Consider the following 21,820-nt stretch of genomic DNA (forward strand, 5'->3'; position numbering starts at 1 on the left):
CCATTTATATCGTTTTATACCAGACTCATCAGATCAACCTTGCTGTCCCTGGCCACTTTTCTTACTTCCAACTCAATTCCTTTTGCATGTAATTTTTTAAATGCATCAATATCCGCTTCATCTACCGCAACGGCTCCGGAGATCAACGTCTTGCCTTCTTTGTAACACATACCGCCGACATTCACCGATTTAATCGCTACCCCTCCTTCCACCAGCCGCAAGACATCATTTGGATTCGTGCACAGGAACATCGTTTTAAAATCGCTGTATTTCGGATTTTTATAGGCTTCCAACACCTTGTCAATCGGCAAAACATACGCCTTGATGCCCGGCGGCGTGACTTGCAGCAGCAGCGTCTTGCGCAAGGGATCGGCGGCGACTTCATCGCTGCAGGCAATGATCTTATTACAGCCGGATTCCTTCACCCAAACCGTCGCTACCTGTCCATGGATTAATCGATCGTCAATGCGAGTCAAACAAATTTCCATCTTATAATTCCTCCTCCACTACGTTTCCATATGTTCCGCTGAATGATTGCACCGCATTGCGCCCCGCCGTCATGGCCGTCTCCACCAAATCCGGCAACCCCATAAACGTACGCGGCATATAAACTTCAAGCAGCATCGGCAAGTTAACTCCGGCAACAATGTCCATGTTCTCATGCTGCGCGACAATCCGGCTCGCCGCATTGTAAGGACTTCCGCCGAATAAATCAACGACAAAAAGAACGCCATCTTTTTCGCCCAATTCCGCTATCGCCGTCTTATATTTTTCAACAAGCCCGTCCGCACTCTCGCCCGGTTCAAACGTTATGCATTTTACTTTTTCCTGCTTGCCGAAGATCATCTCTGACGCCTTTACCAGTTCTTCTGAAAATTTCCCATGTGTACATACGATTAAGCCAATCACATTTTCCCCCTCCTTTACTGCGTTATACTAAAGCAAATCGCGTGCCAACTGGTGTATCATTCGCTTGAAGCGGCGCAGCAGCGCTTGTTTCCTCACTCTTCAAGACTTCATATTATTTATTTGATACTCTGCTTCGTTTTTTGATACACTAGTAAGGTAGATTGCCCTTTCCGTGATACAAAATCGCCCTTCCTCTTTGTGTTGCCAATTTGAGTATTCTTACGATACTTAGTATAATCAACCTTGTCGTCGCTTTCGTTTCGTAACGCGGCACGGATTTTTTTACAGAAAGAAGACTTCGATGAAAACAAGACATCTGAACGAGGGCATCGCCTATGCCCTACTGTCTTATATGATGTGGGGCTTTACGCCGGTTTACTGGAAACTGCTGCAACACATATCCTCCGCCGAAATCTTAGCACAACGGATTTGTTGGTCTTTTGTTTTTATGTTGGCGGTTCTATGCGTTAGCGGCAAAACTTCTGCGTTCGTTACGTTTCTTAACGATCTGCCCCGCCGACCAAGATCCTTTGGTGCGTTGTTTCTTGCCGCCGTACTAATCAGCGCAAACTGGGGTATTTTCATGTGGGCTGTGCTTAACGGAAAGATCATCGAGGCAAGTCTTGGGCAGTACATCACGCCGCTTGTCAGCATGCTGGTAGGCGTAGTCGCGCTGAAAGAACGCCCCAGCCGCAGCGAAACGCTGGCATTTTTCCTGGCAGGAAGCGGCGTATTGCTCCTGACGCTTCACTACGGCGCTATTCCCTGGCTTGCGTTGAGTCTGGCGTTTAGCTTCGCTTTCTATGGCCTCGTCAAGAAAACGTTGCAAACGGACTCGTCCATCAGCCTCGCGCTTGAGACGCTGACGCTTGCGCCTCTTGCTTTGCTTTATTTATATCATTTGTCGCTGCAAGCGCCTTTGCAATTTAACGACTCGTTTGTAAACGCAGCCTTGCTGGCCGGCAGCGGCGTCGTGACCGCACTGCCGCTCTTGCTCTTCACCAAGAGCGCTAAAACCGTTTCCTTATCCCGGCTCGTCATCCTGCAATATATTTCGCCGACGTTATCGCTGCTGACCGGTGTCTTCCTCTATCAAGAAACGGTGAGCACCGTACATTGGCTCGCGTTTTTCTTCATCTGGTCAGCGCTGGCTTTGTATGCCTGTTCCTCTCTGCTGCAGCAACGAACGCGCGCAGCGTAACCGTCTTGCACAAAGCCAAAAAGAAGGAGCCGTCTCAGAATGATCTGAGGCAGCTCCTCCTTTTTATCTTCCTTTATCTAAGTTTTTCCAGCGCATCCTCTAATGCGCCAGTTTCAAGCCGATCACCCCTGCAATAATCAAGAGTACGGACCCGATTCGCAGCGTCCCGATCGGGTCGTTATAGAGTATAATCCCCAAAACAAACGTACCAGCAGCGCCGATTCCGGTCCAGACCGCATACGCGGTGCCCATCGGGATGTCTTTCTGCGCCATGAACAGGCAATAACCACTAATCGCCATCGATATCACCGCGATTGTAATGCCGGTTACCTGTTTTCCCTCTACCATCTGCGCCATTTTCAGTCCCAATGGCCAACCGATTTCAAACAATCCTGCAGTAATCAAATAAACCCACGCCATAACAGTATCACTCCTTTTCGTAATTTCATATCTTAGCATCAATAAGCCGCAACCGGTGCCGCTCACGCCGCCAGACTGCAGGAACAACGCTTCGTTTAAATAAAGAAAAACTTTTTCTTACCGTTTAGCCATCGCTTCCTGCAAGAAGGAACTATAGCGTTTGTCCGTATTTGCGATATGGTCGCCCCCCTTTTTTTGCTTTTATTACTAAAGAACTTCGTTTTATCCCATTTTTTTCCTTCTTTTCTTGTTCGATTTTCTTTTTCGTTACACGATAAAAAAGATCTCTGCCTTCATTAAAAATCCAGTCGGCGACCGCTAACTCATTTTCTCAGTAGTTTAAGCGTCGCGCCGCTCAAACGTTCCGGGATAAAGCGAAAGCTGTCTCAGTTTCGCACCGAGACAGCTTTCGTCTAATTTCTAACTCATTTCCTTCAATGCGACAATTTCAAGCCGTACGATCCCGCAATGATCAAAAGCACGAGAGCGCTGCGCATCGTTTCAACCGGATACCCCCTAAGATCTATGCATCGCGCTTCACGCCTTTATAGATCACCTGCCCGTCTTGCGACTGGAAATAAGCGCCGACAAGTTCCGGAACGCCGCTTTCGAGCAACGCCATCATCGCTCTTTTTCTCGCTCCGCCGCTGACGCGCTTGGCGGTCGCTTGCGCCTCAACGAACGCGTTATACGCCAAAAGACGGCCTTTCGTATCCATCACCGTGATCCCGTCCATATTGAACATTTCTAAAACCACGTCGATCAAGCCGTAGAATTTTTCGTCCATATATATATCCGTTATATCCTTAAGCAACGCCAATGCAATTGTTGAAATGTCGATCGGTTCCGGAAGCCAGATGCCGTCTTCGAGTATCGTAAGCGGCATCTGCGTATCCGCTTTTACAACTGCGCAAAGCGTTCCATGCACCTGCGCGACTGAGAGTTTGAAGATCTTATCAAAGACCCTGCACAAAATTTCCTTGTCACGAAGGTCTTTGATGCCGCTGACGATATCCTCTACCGCCGCGCCTATCACATCTTCCATTCTGGAGTTTTCGCTTCCGCACAGCCTGAAGTCAATGATCATTTCCCTTTTGAAGCCTTTGAATTTCAACTCAAAGTCGCTGAGAACCTCGATGCAGACGGCCGCGACATCTTCTTGCGCCGCATCCTCCGAACGGAACAGAGAATCTGTTACACAATCGCCCATCGGGCCGCTGAAGAAACGGAAGATTCCATAGCCCACACTTTCCCCTTCCACATCGATGTATACATGCCATCCGCTACGGCAGAAAGGGATCAGCGATTTTAAGTTCTTTTCAAAATGAAGTTCCCCGACTCTCACTTTTTTGATCGGCACTATATAGGCGTTGCTGATCCGTTCCACGATCCTGGATTTGATCAGATTCCTGCTCAACACGATCCTCGGTTTAATTCTCCGCCCCTCTTCTTCATAACTACAGGCGCGCGACAGAAAAGAGAAAAACTGATCCGCCCATGGCGTGATGCAGACAATCCCTTCCGCGGTCAAAAAATCTGTAATCGTTTCCTGGCCGGACGAAAACACATATCTTTGCACCATCTTGCACACTCTCCCTGTTTTTTCACTTCGCTTTCCCCCGGCGCTTACAAATTTTTCATCCGGTGACGGCATGGGATACAGCGCATTTTTTTCTTTTATCTTATCATAACCGAGTAAATAGCAAAGCGCAAAGAACATCGCCTCCTTTCACGCGGATAAGAAAAAGCTCCATTAGCTGCGACAATAAAACAAGGTCAACGGATAAGAACAAATCCGTTGACCTTGTTTTATCGTCCATACAACTCAAGCCCGTTTCAATTCGACAAGTCGCTCTTGAATCTTTCTTTGATGTTCTTCTTCACTCCGGGCGGGGTCTTTTAACGAAAACCACAGATCACAGGGAACTTGCGCGCAAGCGCCGCAGGTCGGATAACCTTTTTCTTTTACGCAGCTAAAAATCGGACAGCAATCTTTCTCAATATACTTGGTCCAAAAAACTTTGCCCGCCTGTGCGTCGCATCCCGCGCACTCTTTGTTAAAATCGGGACATTTCGTACAATCCACTCCACATACGCTGCTCATTTCATACCCTCCGTAAAAATGTATTTTTTTAGAATTATACAGAGGATAATACGACAACTGTATGTCATATTTAAATTACGCTTCGTATATTTTCACCGCTTGCCGTATTCGCGCCGCAACGTTGGCTCTGATATGCGGCGGTTCCAAGACCTCGACAAAAGCGCCGAACGATAAAATATAATTATACAGCCATTCATTTTCCGGAAACGAGACGGTCACGTCGTAATGGCCTGCTTCCTCTTTGCTGATAAAGGCATCGTCAAACTCGTCGTACAAACGGTTCAGAACCTGCGGCTGAAAGCGCATTTTTATCGGCACAAGCGGTTCCGTAAATGCCTTATTCTCCTCGCACGCCGTTTCGGCAAGCGGGCAGCGCGTAAATTTCTCCTCGCTTATTTCCACATTTTTAATCCGCGACATGCGAAAAATTCGCTGCTGCCGGCGTTGTCGGCAAAACGCGATCAAATACCATGCATAGCCTTTAAAGAGCAATTTCTCCGGCTCTGCAAAGCGGCAACTCCTCTTGCCGTCGCCGTTTACATATTCAAAACGAATCACCTTTCTCTCCAGCATCGCCTTTCGGATGTCGTTAAACTTGTTTTGCTCGTTCGGCGTACTGCTCCAAGCGGAAAAATCAATTTCAATCCAATCGTTTGGCGGCGCATTTTTAAACAGCGCCCCCATTTTTTCAAGAATCACATCCACATCCGGATAGTTGGTCACTTGCAGCGTCCTGACCGCCAACAGCAAGCTTTCGCTTTCCTGATCGGAAATGATCGTCCGGTTGAGCGCATAGTCTTCCAGCAGCGCTATGCCGCCGCCATTGCCTTTACTCATATACACCGGCACGCCGGCTGACGACAGCACATCCACATCACGATAAATCGTCCGGGTCGATACGCCGAAGCGGTCGGCGAGTTCCTTTGCGGTCACGCTTCCCTTATTAAGCAGCACCGTCGTGATTTCAAACAAGCGGTTGAGTTTCATTTTCATCACCCTCTTCAGTATAGCATCTAATATGACATTTACTTGTCACAGCTTTTAAAATTGCAATCCAAGATGAAAAAAACAGCAATTCGGCCATCTTCACGGCTGAATTGCTGCTTCTGTAAAATCCTATCAGTCCTCTAAATTCCTTTCCTTGTAAAATTGGTTGATTTTCAGACTTGTAATTTCATCTAGCTTGTTTTCAAGGTTAATTATTTCTTCCCAAATTTCATCCGCCCTGCATTGATTATTTAAAGTCTTACTTTCCTCGAATAATTTGATTAGAGATTTCTTAATCTCTATTTCTTCGGGCCAATCACCAGAAACTATCCTTGTATCATTATCTGGAGAATACATTATTAGATACTTCTTAAAGTTAGCTCTTGCTTCTGTTAAGGAATATCTTTGATTAGGTCCGCCATATACTCTATCAGCATCTCTATCAGTCTGGCCATCATCTTCCCAATGACATAAGCCGCAAATATCCCATTGCGGCATTTGAGGGTGCATTCTTTTCGGTAATGTAAGATAGCCACAACAAGGACAACAGTCTCTAGAATTTGTCATTTCAGTTCTCCATTATTTTAATGTTAAACTATTCCTGAATATATTCTGCTAAATTAGAAATAGCCATAATAGTCTTTTCTTTGTTTCCTGAAGCCCTAATTATTCTAACAGTTTAGTTTTCAAAGTCTCAAGATTAACTGAAAATTCTTTTTTGCAAGACTCTGACATCCACTCAAAATTTTCAAGCAAATTATTGTTAGTCAACTGAAAAATTATTGCTTTTAACTTTATTCGAAGACTATCATTTTTGCACCAAAATTCTTGACTTAACTTAGATATCTCAGCTAGTCCTTCCCCATCATATATCCCCATCGTCGGATTTTCCAACAGTCTATTTGTAGCTTCAAACACTGCATACTTTACGATTACACCTTGCCTAATAAGCCTAGAAATATCCTCATCTTTAATTTCTTTCAATTTCTTGTTTTGCAATGCTTTAAACCAGTCCGAAAGTCCATATCCCAATTTCGAATTTAGAATCCCCCCAACAATTTCACCAACTGTAGAATTTCTCATATTTTCATTCATTGCTTAGCTCCTCCAACGAGCGAAAATAATTACTTGGTTAGGCAAGCAGGTTCATCCCCACAAGATTTTATAAAAACCGTTTCCGTCACCTCGATAAACGTGCTCAGAATCGACGATATCCACTTGTCTTTGTGGTACCCCATCTGGACCCGCGTCGCGAACGCTTCGCCGCTCCATTTCAGATCGGCCAGTTCGCCGCGCGCCAGTTCTTTCTCTACGACAAAACGCGGCAGGAACGCGATCCCCAAACCGCTTTTGGCGCATTGCAGGATCGCGGTCACGCTGTCGAGTTCCATGAGCGTCTCCGGGTAAATATTTTCTTTCGCCAGGATGTCTTCGAGTATCACGCGGTAACTGCAGTCGCGTTCTCCCAAGATCAGCGTCTCGCCTGCCAGCGCCGCCGGGCTGAGAGATTCTTCGCAGGACCGGCGATAGCCCGGTTTGGCAACCGCGACGATCTCCTCCTCCGTCAGCGGCTTAATCACAAAATCCGAATGACGCAGACTGCGTTGAAAGAAGAATGCGATGTCGATCTGGTTGTTCTTAAGCCAGTATTGAAATTCCTTATACGCGCCCATCTTCAGGATGATTTTCACCGCTGGATAGCGCGCATGATATTCCTGCAGCAACAAGGGCAGCCGCGTCGCGCACAGCGATTCCGGCGCGCCGATCGTAATCGTGCCGCGCGGCGTGCAGGCCGCTGCGCTCAGTCCTTTTGCCTGCTCGGCCAGCGATAAAATTTGTTTGGCATACGGCAAAAAGCGCCGCCCGTTTTCGGTCAGCACCACGCGTTTTCCTAAACGGTCAAACAGTTTCATCTCGAGTTCCTGCTCCAGCAATTGAACCTGCGTCGTAATGCTGGACTGCGCATAGCCGAGAAATTCAGCGGCTTTCGTAAAACTGGCGCTTCGCGCCACCGCAGAAAACGCCTGCAATTGTCGAAATTCCATACGCACCTCCATCAATTCAGTCGATCATCTTTATCTAAACGTTCAATTTTACACATTACTGATTATGATGATACCATGTCAGTAACGGCAGCGCCAGTTCGAGTTCCCCTGGCGCTTGCAGATTTTCTATGAGGTGATTGCATTGGATATAAGTATCGCGTTTTTTATTTTTTTCGGCTCTTTATTTTTTTCTCTCAGCAAGGGAATCACGGTCCTGCTGCCGCTTTTGCTCGGCCTTGCCGCCTTCCTCTTTGCGGCGCTGCGGCGCGGCCATAAGCTAAGCGCGCTGTGCAGCATGATGCAGCACGCTGCCAAAAAGTCGATGATCGTACTGAAAATCTTTCTCCTGATCGGCATCCTTACCGCGGTCTGGCGCGCCTGCGGCACGATTTCTTTCATCGTCTATCACGCAATCGCTTTCATGAGCGCAGAGTACTTTCTTCTCTCCGCTTTCGTACTCTGCTGTCTTGTTTCTGCATTACTGGGAACATCGTTCGGCACGGTCGGGACGATCGGCGTCGTCTTGATGGTGCTTGCGCAAAGCGGCCAGGCCGACCCCACAATGACCGCCGGGGCGATCATCGCGGGCGCTTATTTCGGCGACCGTTGTTCCCCGTTATCATCGAGCGCCAATCTGGTTTCCGCGCTGACGCAAACCGAGCTGCATTTAAATCTGAAGAACATGCTTAAGACGACGCTGCTGCCGCTCGCGCTCTCGCTCGCAGCCTATGCATATCTCTCGCAGTTTTCGCCGCTGCATTTTTACAACGATCAAATGTCCCATGAAATCACGCAAATGTTCCGTTTGGATGCGATCGTATTCTTGCCCGCGCTGCTGATTCTGCTGCTCACTTTGTTCAAGGTCGACGTGAAACGGTCGATGGCGCTCAGCATCCTCTGCGGCATTTTGATCGCAATCTTCATTCAGGGAATTTCGCCGGAGCAAATGCTACAATACATTGTCAGCGGCTACCGCGTCGAAGGCGGCGGCCCGTTTGCCGCCATCATCCAGGGCGGCGGCCTGTACTCGATGCTAAACGTCGCTTTGATCGTCCTGATCTCCTCCGCCTATTCCGGCATTTTTTCCGGAACCGGCTTTCTGCGCGATTTGGAGGAACTGTTTGCCACGCTCGGCGACAAAATCGGTCTCTATGCTTCCACGATCCTCGCCAGCATAATCACCGCGTCCTTTAGCTGCAATCAGACGCTGGCCGTGATGCTGACGCATCAATTCCTGCACAAGAGTTACGCTGCACGCCGCCTTTCCTCCTATCGCCTCGCGGTCGACCTGGAGAACACCGTCATCGTCATTTCGCCGCTGATCCCCTGGAACATCGCCGGCGCCTTTCCGGCCGCCGCGTTGTCGGTCGACTCCGGTTTCATTCTTTATGCGTTTTATCTCTTCCTGGTTCCGCTCTGCAATTTATGTTTTCCCGCTTCCCGACTGTCTGTGCCGGTTTGCAACGATGCACCTCTCTGCACAAAAGAATCATAAATGCTCGCATTTAAAGAGGCCGGGAAGATTTCATACACTTTGAAATCTTCCCGGCCTCTTATTCAAACAGCTTCGGATACGTTATCCGCAGCCGCCAATTTGCATCATATACTGACTAGCTTTCGAGTGCCGACTCAAACGCTACGGCTTCTGCTTGCTCGCTTTTCTTACCAGGATCAACGGTCGCGAAACCTCTGCCGGGAAACGCGCAATTTTCTGCGGCAATTTTCGTCCGATCCGTTCTTGCAAAGCCCATCCCGGCCGTGCTGCAATCTTGTATCGCATGCTTAGTCTCCTGCTCGTTCACCGCAAAACCACGCGGCGGCAAACCACAACTTTCCGCTGCGATTTTTATCCCATCAGTACGGGCAAACCCTTGGCCCGCCGTACTGCAATCCAGTATCCCGTTTTCATTCTTTTTCTCATTCATCTTTTTATTCCTCCTCATTTCTTTTTTTCGCTTTTCTACGCTTTGATGCTTTCACGCATAAATCAGATCGTTTTTTCACCGGCCTGCCAGTCGATCGGGCACAAACCGCCGGTCTGCAAGGCCTGCAGCACGCGTATGATCTCGCCGACGCTGCGCCCGACATTCAGGTCGCTTACCACCTGATAGCGGACAACGCCTTCGGGGTCGATGATAAAGAGACCGCGCAGCGAAATCCCTTTTTCCTCAATCAACACGCCGTAATCCTGTGCGACTTGCTTCGTGATATCGGACGCCAGCGGATAATGCAGTTCGCCGAGTCCGCCTTCTTCCTGCGACGTTTTGATCCACGCGCGATGCGAATAAACACTGTCGGTACTTACGCCGAGTACTTCCGCGCCAAGCGCTCTGAGTTCCTCGATCCGGGAATTGAAGCCTCTGATCTCGGTCGGGCAGACAAACGTGAAGTCCAACGGATAGAAAAAGAGAATCAACCATTTTCCCTGGTAATCGCCAAGCTGCACCACGTGATCCAGCGTATCGATATTTTCCGTAGTAGTCATTGTAAAATCCGGGGCTTTTTCGCCAACTTTAGCCGTCATTTTTATTCACTCCCTTTACTTATAATTAATAATAATTATCGTTTAGTATTTTTTCTTATATTAACCTCAATGCAAAAACTTGTCAAGCGAAAACGCTTTTATTTTTTTACAAAGAAAAAGAAGCTGCCTCAAAATAGATCATAACTATTTTGAGACAGCCCCTAAACCTTTTCAAACAGCATTACAGTTTACTATAGGAAATAGTGGTCTGTAATGCAATGGAACAAAAAGACAGTTCTATGCTGACAGGATTAATTTAACATACGTTGAATTTATCTTAGCACTGGGAGATTGAAGGGATAGCGCTGCTATGAAAAAGATGATAACCGTCATTCTATGTGCCATATTCGTTATTCTTGTTCCGTTCGTTATGGCAAAACTCTATCACAATTTCATATTTGGATTTGCTGTGCCTATAGAATCACTAAATGTAAGTAGCATAACTGTATCCGATAATATCGTTTATATTTCAGGCGATGTATTTAGTTCGTCGCTGGGCTTTTCCGGGTACAGTGCTGAGCTGAACAAAACGCGACTGTTGATAACACCCCGCTACAGCATCGTCTCATGGCTTCACCCAAACCGTGCATTTGAAATCATGTATGACACAAAAGCTGAAACCATTGACGAAATTTTTATCCTTGGCAACGGTGCTAATGACCAAAAACAGATTTGGCCTGCAAAGTAATCTACGTACTTTTGACTCTCATTTGTCACACGGTTTCGTTATCGTCATTCGGATGAATGCTGACGCGATCAGATCGCAAGGCCTCTATCGAACACAACTTTGGCGCAGCGTTCGGCAGCGTTCAGCACGCCAAACGGCGCGACCTCGACCAGTTTCATATACTTTGCCTATTTTTAACGCACTGTAAAAAAGAGCAAGGCTTCGGACTTCTCCGACCTTGCTCTTTTCATTTTTCATCAGGCAATTGTGATTTCCGGGTTTAAGTACACATCCTGAATGGCCTGCAACAAACGCACGCCTTCTTCAAACGGTTTTTGAAACGCCTTGCGCCCGGCAATCAATCCACTGCCTCCGGCCCGCTTGTTGATGACAGCGGTTTTCACCGCATCGGCCAGATCATTTTCGCCGGATGCGCCGCCTGAGTTGATCAAGCCGATTTTCCCCCGATAATTGTTGAGCACCTGATAACGCGCCAGGTCAATCGGATGTTCCGACAGCAGATCACTGTACATGCGTTGGTCAAATTTTCCGTAGCTACTGTCGCCCATGTTCAGCGCCGTATAGCCGCCGAAATTGGTCGGCAGCTTCTGTTTGATCAAGTCGGCGGCAATCGTCACGCCCAAATGATTCGCCTGCCCGGTTAAATCCGCCGATTCGTGATAGTCTTTGTCTTTTTTGAAAGCCGGATTGCGCAGATAGCACCAAAGGATCGTAAACAAGCCCTTTTGGTGCGCATAATCAAACGCTTCGCTAACCTCAACGATTTGCCGCCCCGACTCCGACGAACCGAAATAAATCGTCGCGCCGATTCCGGCAGCGCCCATTTCATAAGCTTGATCCACCGACGCGAACAAGATTTGATCCGCCTTGTTGGGATAAGTCAGCAATTCATTGTGATTAATCTTTACGATAAACGGGATCTTATGCGCATAGCGCCGCGACACCAGTCCCAGAACTCCGAGCGTCGACGCAACACCGTTGCAGCCCGCCTCCAACGCCAAGCGGACAATATGCTCCGGGTCAAAATACAGCGGATTGGCGGCAAAAGACGCTCCCGCCGAATGCTCAATCCCCTGATCAACCGGAAAAATCGACAAATAACCCGAGCCGCCCAAGCGCCCTGACTGATACAAACGCGCCAAATTACCAATCACCCGGTTGTTCCGGTCCGAATCGGTAAACACATCTTCCAAAAAAGTTGGGCCGGGCGTTCTCAGCATCGTCTTCGCAATCTTCGGCGCGGAAAACCCGAGCAAGAATGTCGCATCCTCGCCGAGTAACGCCGCGATTTGATTCGTTGTCAATCCATAACTCATCAGTTGTCGCCCCCTTTGCCTTTTGCGGCCGTGCCGCCTTCTCCCAGTATACCTCAATTCCTTTCTTTTTTTCGTTATTTTTTCCTTAAATTTACAAAACATCACTCTAGTAATGTATCCTGTTTTTCCTCTTCCGCCGTTTCACCTGCCGCCAAATGATGAATCCGCTTCAAAAACGGCACAACAAAGAGATAGAGCAGCGCCACCGAAAGCATTGCTGCTGCGCAGTATAAGAAAAGCGTTGCATATAGCTGCGCATAGGTTTCCACGCTCGCTCCGGGCGCAACATCGCCGCCCACCCACGCGGTCAACAGCCCCGATACATAACCGCCCGCCGCCATCGAAAAAAACATCGATCCCATCATGAAGCCGCTAATATTTTTCGGCGCAAGCTGGGCAATCAAAGACAGACTGATCGGCCCACTTAAAACATCAGAAATCGTAAAAATAAAGAATCCCAAGATGACCAACCAAATAGATGCCTTTGCACCCGTGACCGCTCCCTGGGCCGTCAATCCGAACACGAGAAAGCTGAGCGACATGACCGACAAGGCGAGGAAAAACTTAACCGGCGTCGAAGGTTCCCAATCCCTTTTCCCAAGCCAGCTGTACAGCGTAGCCAAGAGCGGCGCTAATACAATAACGAACAAACTATTGAACAGCAGACTGGCTGCGCCCGAGGAAATGCTGATTCCGGCAACTTGCATATCGACGACCCGGTCCATAAAGAGGATGATCGTATCGCTGACCTGTTGGTAGAGCGAAAAGTAAGCAATTTGGTATACTACGTACACCAAAATCGCCAGGATTCCGCCGCGTTCACGCCGACTTTCATGCCGCTTCCATTGCCAGACAATCGTCGCGATAACCGCGATGCTGACCAGCAGCATGAAATAGTTTGTCACCGCTGGCGTCGTGAAGAAAAATACGATCAGCGGCAGCAACAGTAAAAATCCCGTCGCCAGCCAGAGCTTGTTCGCTACGCCGTAGCTTTTTTCATACAAAGCGGCTTTGCTTTCAATCCGCGCGCTCCCTTTGTACTGCCTGCGTCCAAGCAAAAAAATGACTAGTCCCAATAGCATGCCCACCGTCGCCAGCGCAAACCCAATGCTCCAGTTTTCACTGCGTTCGGCAATTTCGTTGATGCCTGCCGACAGCGTCGCGCCAATGTTTATAAAGAGATAGAAGATCGTATACGCCCTGTCGATGCGGGGATCACCGTCTTCAAACAGCATGCCGACCAGAATCGAAATCGATGATTTCAGCAACCCCGTCCCCAAAATGATAAACGCCAAGCCAAGAAAAAAAGTCAGCAGTCCATCGCTGTGCAACGCTAAAATCAAATTGCCGACGAAGATACCCAAACCGCCCAACTTGATCGCGTTAACCTGCCCCAGCAAATTGTCCGCTAACCAGCCGCCAAGCACCGGCGACATCCAGGTAAAGGAAATGTAGGTGCCGACAATGAGTCCCGCCTGCGCGTCATCGATCCCCAGCCCTTTCGTTAAATACAAAATCAGCACCGACATGATGCCATAGTAGCTGAACCGTTCCCACATCTCCGTGCCTGCCAGGAAGAACATGCCCCGCGGATAGCCGACCTGTCCCTTATTGTCCACTGCTGTCGCCTCCTTTTATCGCATTGTATTTACTTCTCCCTTCTTTTTCCCATTTCCTTCCATCGTTTTATATCTAATTCGCCATCTTCCACCAAGAGTAACCAGAACGTTTTTCAATTTTCGCCTCACTCCTTTATAGCAAGAAAGGACGTTTCCACTTAGAAACGTCCTTTCAAGCTTGTCTTACCTGATTTCATAAGAAATATTCTTCGCTTTTTTAAAAGCAACGCTTATCCAATCACTACTCCACTTCACCGTTTTCTTTTTTCAATTGAAGAAAGAAAACAAGCAATGCAACAAATAACCCCGCGGAAAAATAGGCGAACCAGTCGCCCCAGCAGCTGTAGAGCGACTGCCCTTGGCCAAGTTGCACTTCGCCTACCAACAGTACCGCTTCCTCATCACCGCTACTCTCCATCATTTTAAGCATGCGCCCTTTGTTGTCGCTCAGACTCAGCAAGCCCCACTGCCCAGCGCGCGCCACCGCATAGTTGTACTCAACGCCGCGCACAATCGCAACGCGCGCATGCAATAACGCATCGGTCTTAAAATCGAGCGCAGGCACAAGCAAGAGCTGCGTCCCCGCCTGGCCATAGGCACGGCTCGGTTCTGGAAAGTCCATATCTTTGCAGATGGCAACGCCCCAGACTCCGCCGTCTTTTTGCACGCTCACACCAAGCTTTTCCCCCGCAGTATATTTTCCTTCGGAAAACGGCAGCAAATGTTGCTTGTCATAGCGCAACGCATTTCCCCCACTTGGCAAAAACAAATAGGCCGTGTTGTAAAAACGCCCGTCCTGCTCTACATCCAGCGCTGCAATTAGCGCGACCTGATATTGGCGGGCCGCCGCAGCAAAGACATCCAACACCTGCGCCCGCTCATTCAGATTCAAACCGGCAATTTTTTCCGGCAACACGACTAGCTTGACGCCGGAGCGCGCAAGGCGTTCCACACAAGCAATATATTGGCTGATCATCTCGTCCGCACGTTGCGGCTGTTTGCGCGACAGCAAATCTTCTACCTTCACCGGAATCGACGCCATGCCGATTTTCACTGTCGGCCCTTGGTTCGCTACGGATAAACGGCAGATGCCAAACAGCAGCGTAAGAAGAAGAATGCATAATGGAATCAAACTCGCCTGCAAACATATTTTTCTGTTTTTACGGTAATGCCAGGCTAAGGCAAGACCGGACGGAACCAACAGCAGCAAAAAGGATATGCCCCAGATTCCCGTGATCGAGGCAATTTGGAGCAGCGGCAAATTAAACACCTGCGTATACGCGATGCTGTCAATCGTCCCTGCCTTTGAATATTGTGCAACGATCCACTCAAACGCCGTCCAACCGCTGGCCAAAAGAAAACTCCCTATCCAGTGTGCTTTACGTAATGCCAGATAACGAAACAACATGACCAAACTTGTAAAAGCAACGGCGCTTATTAGATTTCCGTAAACAAGAAACGAGACGGGAATAATAGTCTGCGCATAGGCAAAGACGACATTGGAAAAGCCCGCAAAGCAAACGACAAACGCGGCCAACGCGCTGCAGCGCGTGGATGCCCGCAGTGTATATACCAAAAGCGGAAGCGGCGCCAACCACGTCAGCAACCAATTATTATAGACTCCGGTCGAAAAGTAATAGGCCAGCGAACTACAGAGCATCGTTGCCGCCAGTTCCATCAATCTCAATCCGCCTTGCATAATCTGCTTGCTATCCTGCATTGCCGTCACCGCTTTCTTTCGTCAAATATAATCATTACTTCTCTACTTTATCGGAATGCACAAGTAATATCGCGCAGCCGCATCATTGGGAATGAACGTTTCGTCAAACAGCTCAAAATCATAATCGCCACAGGGTTCAATCTTCCACGCAAACAACAACTCGCCATAAATCCGTCGAATCGTTTTCGGAACCTCTTCAATAATCGCGGCAATCGGAAAGGCCGCATATTGGTTCGCGGGAATTTCGACGGAAACCAGGCCCGGCGGCAGTGGGTCTTCCGCGCCCGCTTCCACGCCTGCAACATACGTTAACACATTGCTGTCTTTGCGATCGTCGCCATATGTTTCAAAGCCATAGCTGAAGTTGGAATTTGCGGCATTTTTTATTTCTGCCATGCGCAACGCCAAACGGCTCCAAAGCTTCGGAATTTCCCGGTTCGAATTATCGCCTCTATACTGCAGCCCCACGATATTTATTTTTCCCCGCTCGATAAAAATCGGCTCGATCCTGTCTTCGCCTTTTTTCAGACTGAGTATCGCCTCGTTAAAAATCACTTGATCCAAATTGGCAAAATGCGTTTTATTTACCCGATAGGCTTTGGGCGTGAAACCATACATCGCTTTAAAACCTCTGGTGAACGCGGCTTGCGATTCGTAGCCGCAGGCAAATGCGATATCGATAATCGCTTTTTTCGTTTCCACCAAATCCAGAGCCGCACGGCTCAGCTTTCTCCGCCGTATATACTCGCTCAGCGTGATGCCGGTAAGCGCTTTAAAAATGCGGCTGTAATGAAATTTTGACAGCCGCGTCAGTTGCATTATATCGTCAAGCCAAATATCGTCGTCCAGATTGCTCTCAATGAACGTTACGATTCGATTCGTGTCCTCTAAAAATTTCATCCTCCAACCTCCTGCATCTCTTCTTATTATATACGCAGCGAATTTTATTTTTTTGATATAAATTGCTGTTTATCAGATGCAAATCGATAAAGATAAAAAAGTTGCCGCAAATTATTTTTCGCGACAACTTTTTTATCTTTTCTTATCTCCGCTTCTCTTCTTCCCATTTCGCAACGAACTCTTTTAATATTTTTCCGATCGCATCGCCGATATGGGAGTAGGCTTCATCCGTAAGGTTCGCCAGCGAGATCCGTATCGACCATTCCGATGCATGAAAGCCGTTGCCGCCCAGCAAGACGACGGAAAATTCCTCGGCCAAGCGCAGCAGGATATCGACCGGTTTATGATTCGCCTGCAGATAGTGGGCGAACTCCTTATTATAATAGTGCGCCGCCCATTCCAAAAGATCAAACTGCGTATAATAGGCCGCGTCGTGCTGGTCTTGTCGCAGCTTCAAGCCTAAGCTGTCGAAGAGTAGCTTCTTGCGACGGCGGCAGATATCTTTCGTCAAATTCTTATAGCGGTCTTCCTTATCCAAGAGCGCAAACAACGAGAAAAAAGCCATCTGAACCTGCTGCGGCGTAGAAAGCCCGGCGGTATGATTCAGCGCGACCTGACGGCTGTCGGCCACGATCCGCTCGATAAACGGAATGCTGTCCGGCTCAATTGAAAGGCCCTCATAGCGTTTTCGCGCGCGCAGCGTTTTGTCCTCCGCCTGATTGCGCAGCAGTTTATCAAAGACATTGTTTTCATACAAGGCAATCGTCCCCAGCCGCCAGCCGGTTACGCCGAAATACTTGGAAAACGAATACACGCCGATCGCATTATAAGGCAGCTCTGCCATCAACGACTGAAAGCCATCGACAAAGGTACTGTAGACGTCATCCGATATGATCATCAGATCCCGGTTATGAGTCTCCACGATCTCGCGCAACTGGCGCACCGTTTCCGGCTTCATCGCCACCGACGCCGGGTTGCTCGGGTTCACGATGAACAAGGCCTTGATCGACGGATCGCAAAGTTTCTTCATTTCTTCCGGCGGGTACTGCCAGGTATGGATGCCGTCGACCGTCATCTCGTCGGCAAGCACCTCGACCACCTGCAAGTTATAGCGCGGCAGATGCGGAATCTCCAGGTAAGGCGTAAAGATCGGCGCCATCAGCGCGATCTTATCGCCCTTATCAAAGATATTATTGGCAATCAGGCTGTCGAAGATATAGCACATGCCCGCCGTCGCGCCTTCGACCGCAAAGAGGCTCAATTTGTCGCCGGATCGCTCCGGCAGCGACAATTCCTGCTCCAGATAGTCACGCACAACCGCTTCCACATGCCTGAGCATGCGGCTGGGCAGCGGATAATTATCGCCGATGATTCCGTCCGCCAGCTCATAGACCCACTCATCCGGCTCGAAGCCTTTCAGCGTGATGCCATAGGCAACGATCTTATTTAAAAGTTCCGCGCCGGGCATTGATGCATGCTTTTCCAGATAGAACTTCAGCCGCTCTGCAATTCCCTCGCGCTTCGGCATGCCGGCCAGATCCTTATCCGCCCAAACCCGGCGCGTTTCTTCGACCGCGAACATGCCGAAAAGAAAGAACGCCTCACGCGGCGTCGCCGCTGTCCAATTCGGATTTCCCCGCCCTGCATCGAGCAGCGAATGCGCTTCGTTTTCCCTTGCCAAACCGATCAATTTGTCTTTGAGTTCAAACGGGCTGACTTTGCCGTAAATCCGCTCAATTTCATCACGCTGAAAATTATGTTTGCTCATGTCCATAATCCTCCTTTAATCCGATACAGCTCTTGCGCTAAGCCTGTCTTCTTACAAGGATTTTTCCATTTACAACCAATTCTTTCCATTATTATACCATGTCCCGTGCGTGAGGATAGCAGCAGATTTTGTACAAATCAGCGTTTGCCGCTAATTTTATTGCGCAGCGGCGCTGTCAGCGGCAGTGTAAGCAGCGCGACCAGCGCAACGATAATGACGGCGGTCTTTACCCCGACGGAATCGCTGAGCATGCCGTAAAGAAACGGCGATACCGCACCGGAGCCGATCGTCAGCGTATAAAAGACCGCGAACGCCTGTTGGCGTCGTTCCTCCGTCACCAACTCCGGCACGCTGCCGTACAGCACCGATGAAGTGCCGTTCAGCGCAATGCCGATGAACGGCGAAAACACGATCGCCGCCTGCAAAGGAAAGAGAATCATCGCAAAGATGCCCAGCGTCGTCATCAGTTCGGTCACAATCACAGAGCGCAGCACCCCAACCTTGAGCGCCAAAATCCCGCAGACCAGTTTTCCCGCCGCGCCTCCGGCAAAGATAAGCGAAAGCACCAGACCGATCGTCGCAATGCCCGCGCCTTTTTCCTGCAATAAAAACGGCAGGAACGTCAAGAACCCCATCCGCGTCGCACTGTCTATGACGCCGATCGTCGACAGAGACCAGAACGCTTCATACCCCCGCCAGCGCAAACGGCCGCCGGATGCTTTGCCCGCCTTCGCTTGCATAGCGCCCTCGCTTTGCCGTACATTCCGCTGGCTCAAAATAATGACAAGCGCAATGCCCGCCCCCAGCAGTCCGAACATCTGGCCGACCGACATCCAACTGTGATTCAGCAGCAGATAAGCGGCCGTTCCCGGCAACGCCAGTTTACCGATATCGCCTGCGACGTTGAACGTGCTCAAGGCCGTCCGGCGCGCACTTACGCCGACATACGCATTCGAGATCAAAGACGACGCGATCGGATGCTGCACACTCGCACCCAAACCGCCAAGCACCAGAAAAACGCCGAGCGCCAGCGGCGTTGCCGCATAACCCCAGCAAAAGACCGTCACACTGGTCAAAACGATCCCTGCCGTCAGTAAGCGCAGCGAGCCGACCCGCTGCGCAAGCGAACTGGCCGGCACCTGAAAGCCCGCCATCGTGCCGGAAAAAAGCGTCTTCAAAAAGCCGATCTCCGCAAAACTCAACGCAAACTGCGCCTGCCAAAGCGGGAAAAAGACATACAGCATATCCGAAAAGCCATCCTGGATAAAATGCGCCAGACTCCCTGTCAGCAGCGTCTTTTTTTCTTTTCTCGCAACCGGTTCACTACTTTCGATTTTAGCCATTTTACCCCCTGCTTTTCTAATGCGCGCGCATGTATTCGAGCAATCCGCTCTCCCTGTTGCCGTGCCGGGCCAGCACTTCGAGCAAGGTGCGGATCGGCAGCGTAAATGTTTTTTCCCGATGAAAAATCAGCGAAAAATCAATCGTCAGCAAAGGCGCGTCCTCGAACGCGACCAGCGCCCCCTCCCTCAGGTCGTGTTTCACCAGCACTTCCGGCAATACGCCGACGCCCAGCCCGTTAAGCGCCGCTTGCCGAATTCCTTCCGAATCGCTGTATTCCAAAACCGGCCGTTTCTTGTTTTCCTTTAAGAGTCCGTCGTATTTTCCCCGGTAGATGGAGCCCTGCTTGAGCGCGATGAACGGGTGGAGCCAGACATCCTTACCGTATTTCGCAAGCAGATCCGGCCGGGCCACCCAGAGCAGCGGTTCGACGACGATATCGAATTTGACGATTCGTTTGTTGGCAATTTCCTTGTGGACAATCGCAAAATCAAAACAATTATCCAACACGCCTTTCACCGCGGTCGGAACGTCAAGACAATGTTCAATTTGTACCGCAACATTGGGCAGCTGCGTTTGAAATTCCTGCAGAACAGGCGAGAGCGTATGCGCCGCGACCGCGGTACCCAGTCCAATCTTGATCACCCTGTCATAGGAAAACTCCTGCAAGGCCGCTTGCGCTTCGCCGTGCAAGAGCAGCATTTTTTCGGCATAGCCGATCAGGCGCGTTCCCGCTTCGGTTCGATACAGCTTCTTGCCCACCCGCTCAAAGAGCAAGACGCCAAAGTCTTCTTCCAGCGTTCTGATCTGCGTCGTCACGGTCGGCTGGCTGAATTTCAGCTGTTCTGCCGCCTGCGTGATATTCTCCATCTTCGCCACCATCAGAAACGTTTCCAATAAACGCAGTTCCATATCCGCAACACATCCTACAATTTTACTTGCTCTCATTGTAAGACATCCTTGCGCGCCTGACAAATTTACAGCAACGGTTCTTCTCATTAAGCATACCCGTTCACGTCGTAAAAAGGAAATTGAAGTTCTTAATTGAGTCAATGCCTTTTTCAAATGAATGCTTTTTTTGTAGCAGAAATGAAAAACGGCCCACGACGTAATGCCGTGAACCATTGATTCGCTTGGGCGGTTATGTTGTTGTCTCTTGTTAGGCCGTTTGGATGCAAATTCTGCAGCCTGGCTTTTTGTGTTTTTTTCCGTGTTTTTTCTTGGTCTGAAATAATTGATTTTATTGCTTGATAGGTTTGGATGCTTGGCTATTTTTTGGGGGAATTCCTTTTTGAATTGCGCTTCTGCTAAACCTCACACTTAGGAAAATACAAAACTATTGATAACCCCATCCACGTCATTTTTTGTTGGACAAATTCATCCAACAAACTTACCCAGTTCAACCTAATTTTCTTCAAATGCGATTTTCAACTCACCTGTGAAACAAATCTTCTGCCCCACTTCGATACTTCCTATTTTTGCTTCAAACTCAACCAACACATCTTCTTTTAGTCCAATGTCGCAGACTGTACTCCAAGAATCAATAATCTTCATCACTTGCGCAGTTATTTTACTATGTGAAGAATTTTTTATAGGTTGTGATATTCCCAATACTTCACTTTCGCTCACCACCGTATATCGATTTACAAAGACAACTTTTATTTCTATGTCAATATCTTGTCCAACTATAAATCGACTGTTCTCCTCCCCATTTTCTGCATACTCTCTTTCATCCAAAAAATAGAACCAAAAATCATTACATTCCGATGTATTAAATATGATATTGATACACCTTTCATATCCATCTCCAATTATTTCACGGATTTTCCCTTTCATTTCATCACTACTTTCTATTCCATTTTCAAAGTTTTATTCACACTGCCTGCACTGATGACATTTTATTGGTTGCTGCGTATTTTTCGTCAGTCCCCATTTCCGCATTTCCTGTAAAATCGTCAGCATACTGGTTCCCATTTCACTCAGCCCATATTCAACGCGCGGCGGCACTTCGGCAAATATCTTGCGCAAAATCAGTCCGTCTTCTTCCATTTCCCGCAGCTGTTGGGTCAAAACCTTGCTACTGATGCCCGTAATATTCTTATTCAGCGCTGTATAACGCACAGGCCCTTTGATCAGTTCCTTAAGAATAAGGATCTTCCACTTTCCGCTGAGCAACGATAGCGTTGTTTCAATCGGACAACCTGCTAACATGCCAACACCTCTACTTTCACAATACTTACCTTTTTACCGCCTACATTACAATAAGGTGCCTTGTTGC

At 48.7% G+C, this 21,820-nt stretch carries 23 protein-coding genes; 3 read left to right on the forward strand and 20 right to left on the reverse strand.

Annotated features, from left to right (window positions below; all coding sequences use genetic code 11):
• Positions 1 to 14: 14 nt before the first annotated feature.
• A complete protein-coding gene (locus tag QTL79_RS00750; protein ID WP_346353015.1) occupies positions 15 to 488 on the reverse strand; it encodes a mannose/fructose/sorbose PTS transporter subunit IIB in 474 nt (157 codons plus the stop codon).
• Position 489: 1 nt separating this feature from the next.
• The gene (locus QTL79_RS00755) at positions 490 to 909 is read right to left on the reverse strand and encodes a PTS sugar transporter subunit IIA (RefSeq protein WP_346353016.1); all 420 of its coding nucleotides are present in this window, start codon (positions 907 to 909) and stop codon (positions 490 to 492) included.
• A 301-nt stretch (positions 910 to 1,210) separates the two neighbouring features.
• Between QTL79_RS00755 and rarD the strand changes: the two genes are divergently transcribed.
• Positions 1,211 to 2,110 carry an EamA family transporter RarD gene (gene rarD / locus QTL79_RS00760; protein ID WP_346353017.1) on the forward strand — a complete coding sequence of 300 codons (900 nt, stop codon included), beginning with the start codon at positions 1,211 to 1,213 and terminating at the stop codon, positions 2,108 to 2,110.
• Between the two features lie 99 nt (positions 2,111 to 2,209).
• Here the strand turns inward: rarD and QTL79_RS00765 are convergent, their stop codons facing one another.
• The 7 genes from QTL79_RS00765 to QTL79_RS00795 form a co-directional block, all read right to left on the reverse strand.
• Positions 2,210 to 2,530 (reverse strand): DMT family transporter, encoded by a 321-nt coding sequence (locus QTL79_RS00765; protein WP_346353018.1) that lies wholly within the window; start codon positions 2,528 to 2,530, stop codon positions 2,210 to 2,212.
• A gap of 523 nt (positions 2,531 to 3,053) precedes the next feature.
• Positions 3,054 to 4,112, reverse strand: a complete 1,059-nt coding sequence (locus tag QTL79_RS00770) for a hypothetical protein (protein WP_346353019.1) — start codon at positions 4,110 to 4,112, stop codon at positions 3,054 to 3,056.
• Between the two features lie 243 nt (positions 4,113 to 4,355).
• Complete coding sequence (locus tag QTL79_RS00775; protein WP_346353020.1) at positions 4,356 to 4,634, reverse strand: DUF3795 domain-containing protein; 279 nt, start codon at positions 4,632 to 4,634, stop codon at positions 4,356 to 4,358.
• Between the two features lie 75 nt (positions 4,635 to 4,709).
• Positions 4,710 to 5,621, reverse strand: coding sequence for a helix-turn-helix transcriptional regulator (locus QTL79_RS00780; protein WP_346353021.1), 912 nt, complete (start codon positions 5,619 to 5,621; stop codon positions 4,710 to 4,712).
• Between the two features lie 132 nt (positions 5,622 to 5,753).
• A complete protein-coding gene (locus QTL79_RS00785) occupies positions 5,754 to 6,188 on the reverse strand; it encodes a CPCC family cysteine-rich protein (protein ID WP_346353022.1) in 435 nt (144 codons plus the stop codon).
• Positions 6,189 to 6,287: 99 nt separating this feature from the next.
• Positions 6,288 to 6,716: a contact-dependent growth inhibition system immunity protein gene (locus QTL79_RS00790; protein WP_346353023.1), complete on the reverse strand. Its 429-nt coding sequence runs from the start codon at positions 6,714 to 6,716 to the stop codon at positions 6,288 to 6,290.
• A 29-nt stretch (positions 6,717 to 6,745) separates the two neighbouring features.
• Entirely contained in the window at positions 6,746 to 7,666 is a 921-nt protein-coding gene (locus QTL79_RS00795) for a LysR family transcriptional regulator (protein WP_346353024.1), read from the reverse strand.
• 142 nt (positions 7,667 to 7,808) lie between these two features.
• Here QTL79_RS00795 and QTL79_RS00800 point away from each other — a divergent pair, with 142 nt between their 5' ends.
• Complete coding sequence (locus tag QTL79_RS00800) at positions 7,809 to 9,161, forward strand: Na+/H+ antiporter NhaC family protein (protein WP_346353025.1); 1,353 nt, start codon at positions 7,809 to 7,811, stop codon at positions 9,159 to 9,161.
• A gap of 115 nt (positions 9,162 to 9,276) precedes the next feature.
• Here QTL79_RS00800 and QTL79_RS00805 read toward each other — a convergent pair whose 3' ends face one another.
• Both QTL79_RS00805 and QTL79_RS00810 read right to left on the reverse strand, forming a co-directional pair.
• Positions 9,277 to 9,591 carry a hypothetical protein gene (locus QTL79_RS00805; protein ID WP_346353026.1) on the reverse strand — a complete coding sequence of 105 codons (315 nt, stop codon included), beginning with the start codon at positions 9,589 to 9,591 and terminating at the stop codon, positions 9,277 to 9,279.
• Between the two features lie 62 nt (positions 9,592 to 9,653).
• Positions 9,654 to 10,190, reverse strand: coding sequence for a peroxiredoxin (locus tag QTL79_RS00810; RefSeq protein WP_346353027.1), 537 nt, complete (start codon positions 10,188 to 10,190; stop codon positions 9,654 to 9,656).
• A 310-nt stretch (positions 10,191 to 10,500) separates the two neighbouring features.
• Between QTL79_RS00810 and QTL79_RS00815 the strand changes: the two genes are divergently transcribed.
• Positions 10,501 to 10,878: a hypothetical protein gene (locus QTL79_RS00815; protein ID WP_346353028.1), complete on the forward strand. Its 378-nt coding sequence runs from the start codon at positions 10,501 to 10,503 to the stop codon at positions 10,876 to 10,878.
• Positions 10,879 to 11,114: 236 nt separating this feature from the next.
• Here QTL79_RS00815 and QTL79_RS00820 read toward each other — a convergent pair whose 3' ends face one another.
• The 9 genes from QTL79_RS00820 to QTL79_RS00860 all read right to left on the reverse strand — a co-directional run bounded on the left by QTL79_RS00820 (position 11,115) and on the right by QTL79_RS00860 (position 21,753).
• Complete coding sequence (locus QTL79_RS00820; RefSeq protein ID WP_346353029.1) at positions 11,115 to 12,194, reverse strand: class I fructose-bisphosphate aldolase; 1,080 nt, start codon at positions 12,192 to 12,194, stop codon at positions 11,115 to 11,117.
• Between the two features lie 101 nt (positions 12,195 to 12,295).
• On the reverse strand, positions 12,296 to 13,813 hold the full coding sequence (locus QTL79_RS00825; protein ID WP_346353030.1) for a peptide MFS transporter: 1,518 nt from the start codon (positions 13,811 to 13,813) through the stop codon (positions 12,296 to 12,298).
• Between the two features lie 241 nt (positions 13,814 to 14,054).
• Positions 14,055 to 15,533 carry an apolipoprotein N-acyltransferase gene (locus QTL79_RS00830; RefSeq protein WP_346353031.1) on the reverse strand — a complete coding sequence of 493 codons (1,479 nt, stop codon included), beginning with the start codon at positions 15,531 to 15,533 and terminating at the stop codon, positions 14,055 to 14,057.
• Between the two features lie 42 nt (positions 15,534 to 15,575).
• On the reverse strand, positions 15,576 to 16,433 hold the full coding sequence (locus QTL79_RS00835; protein ID WP_346353032.1) for an AraC family transcriptional regulator: 858 nt from the start codon (positions 16,431 to 16,433) through the stop codon (positions 15,576 to 15,578).
• Positions 16,434 to 16,575: 142 nt separating this feature from the next.
• Positions 16,576 to 18,201 (reverse strand): aspartate 4-decarboxylase, encoded by a 1,626-nt coding sequence (gene aspD, locus QTL79_RS00840; protein ID WP_346353033.1) that lies wholly within the window; start codon positions 18,199 to 18,201, stop codon positions 16,576 to 16,578.
• A 137-nt stretch (positions 18,202 to 18,338) separates the two neighbouring features.
• Positions 18,339 to 19,544, reverse strand: coding sequence for an MFS transporter (locus tag QTL79_RS00845; RefSeq protein WP_346353034.1), 1,206 nt, complete (start codon positions 19,542 to 19,544; stop codon positions 18,339 to 18,341).
• A gap of 16 nt (positions 19,545 to 19,560) precedes the next feature.
• Positions 19,561 to 20,490 carry a LysR family transcriptional regulator gene (locus QTL79_RS00850; RefSeq protein ID WP_346353035.1) on the reverse strand — a complete coding sequence of 310 codons (930 nt, stop codon included), beginning with the start codon at positions 20,488 to 20,490 and terminating at the stop codon, positions 19,561 to 19,563.
• Positions 20,491 to 20,946: 456 nt separating this feature from the next.
• The gene (locus QTL79_RS00855) at positions 20,947 to 21,378 is read right to left on the reverse strand and encodes a hypothetical protein (protein ID WP_346353036.1); all 432 of its coding nucleotides are present in this window, start codon (positions 21,376 to 21,378) and stop codon (positions 20,947 to 20,949) included.
• A gap of 33 nt (positions 21,379 to 21,411) precedes the next feature.
• Positions 21,412 to 21,753 carry a winged helix-turn-helix transcriptional regulator gene (locus QTL79_RS00860; protein ID WP_346353037.1) on the reverse strand — a complete coding sequence of 114 codons (342 nt, stop codon included), beginning with the start codon at positions 21,751 to 21,753 and terminating at the stop codon, positions 21,412 to 21,414.
• Positions 21,754 to 21,820: the final 67 nt, after the last annotated feature.

This window comes from Azotosporobacter soli (assembly GCF_030542965.1).
GTDB classification, from domain to species: Bacteria; Bacillota; Negativicutes; order SG130; family SG130; genus Azotosporobacter; species Azotosporobacter soli.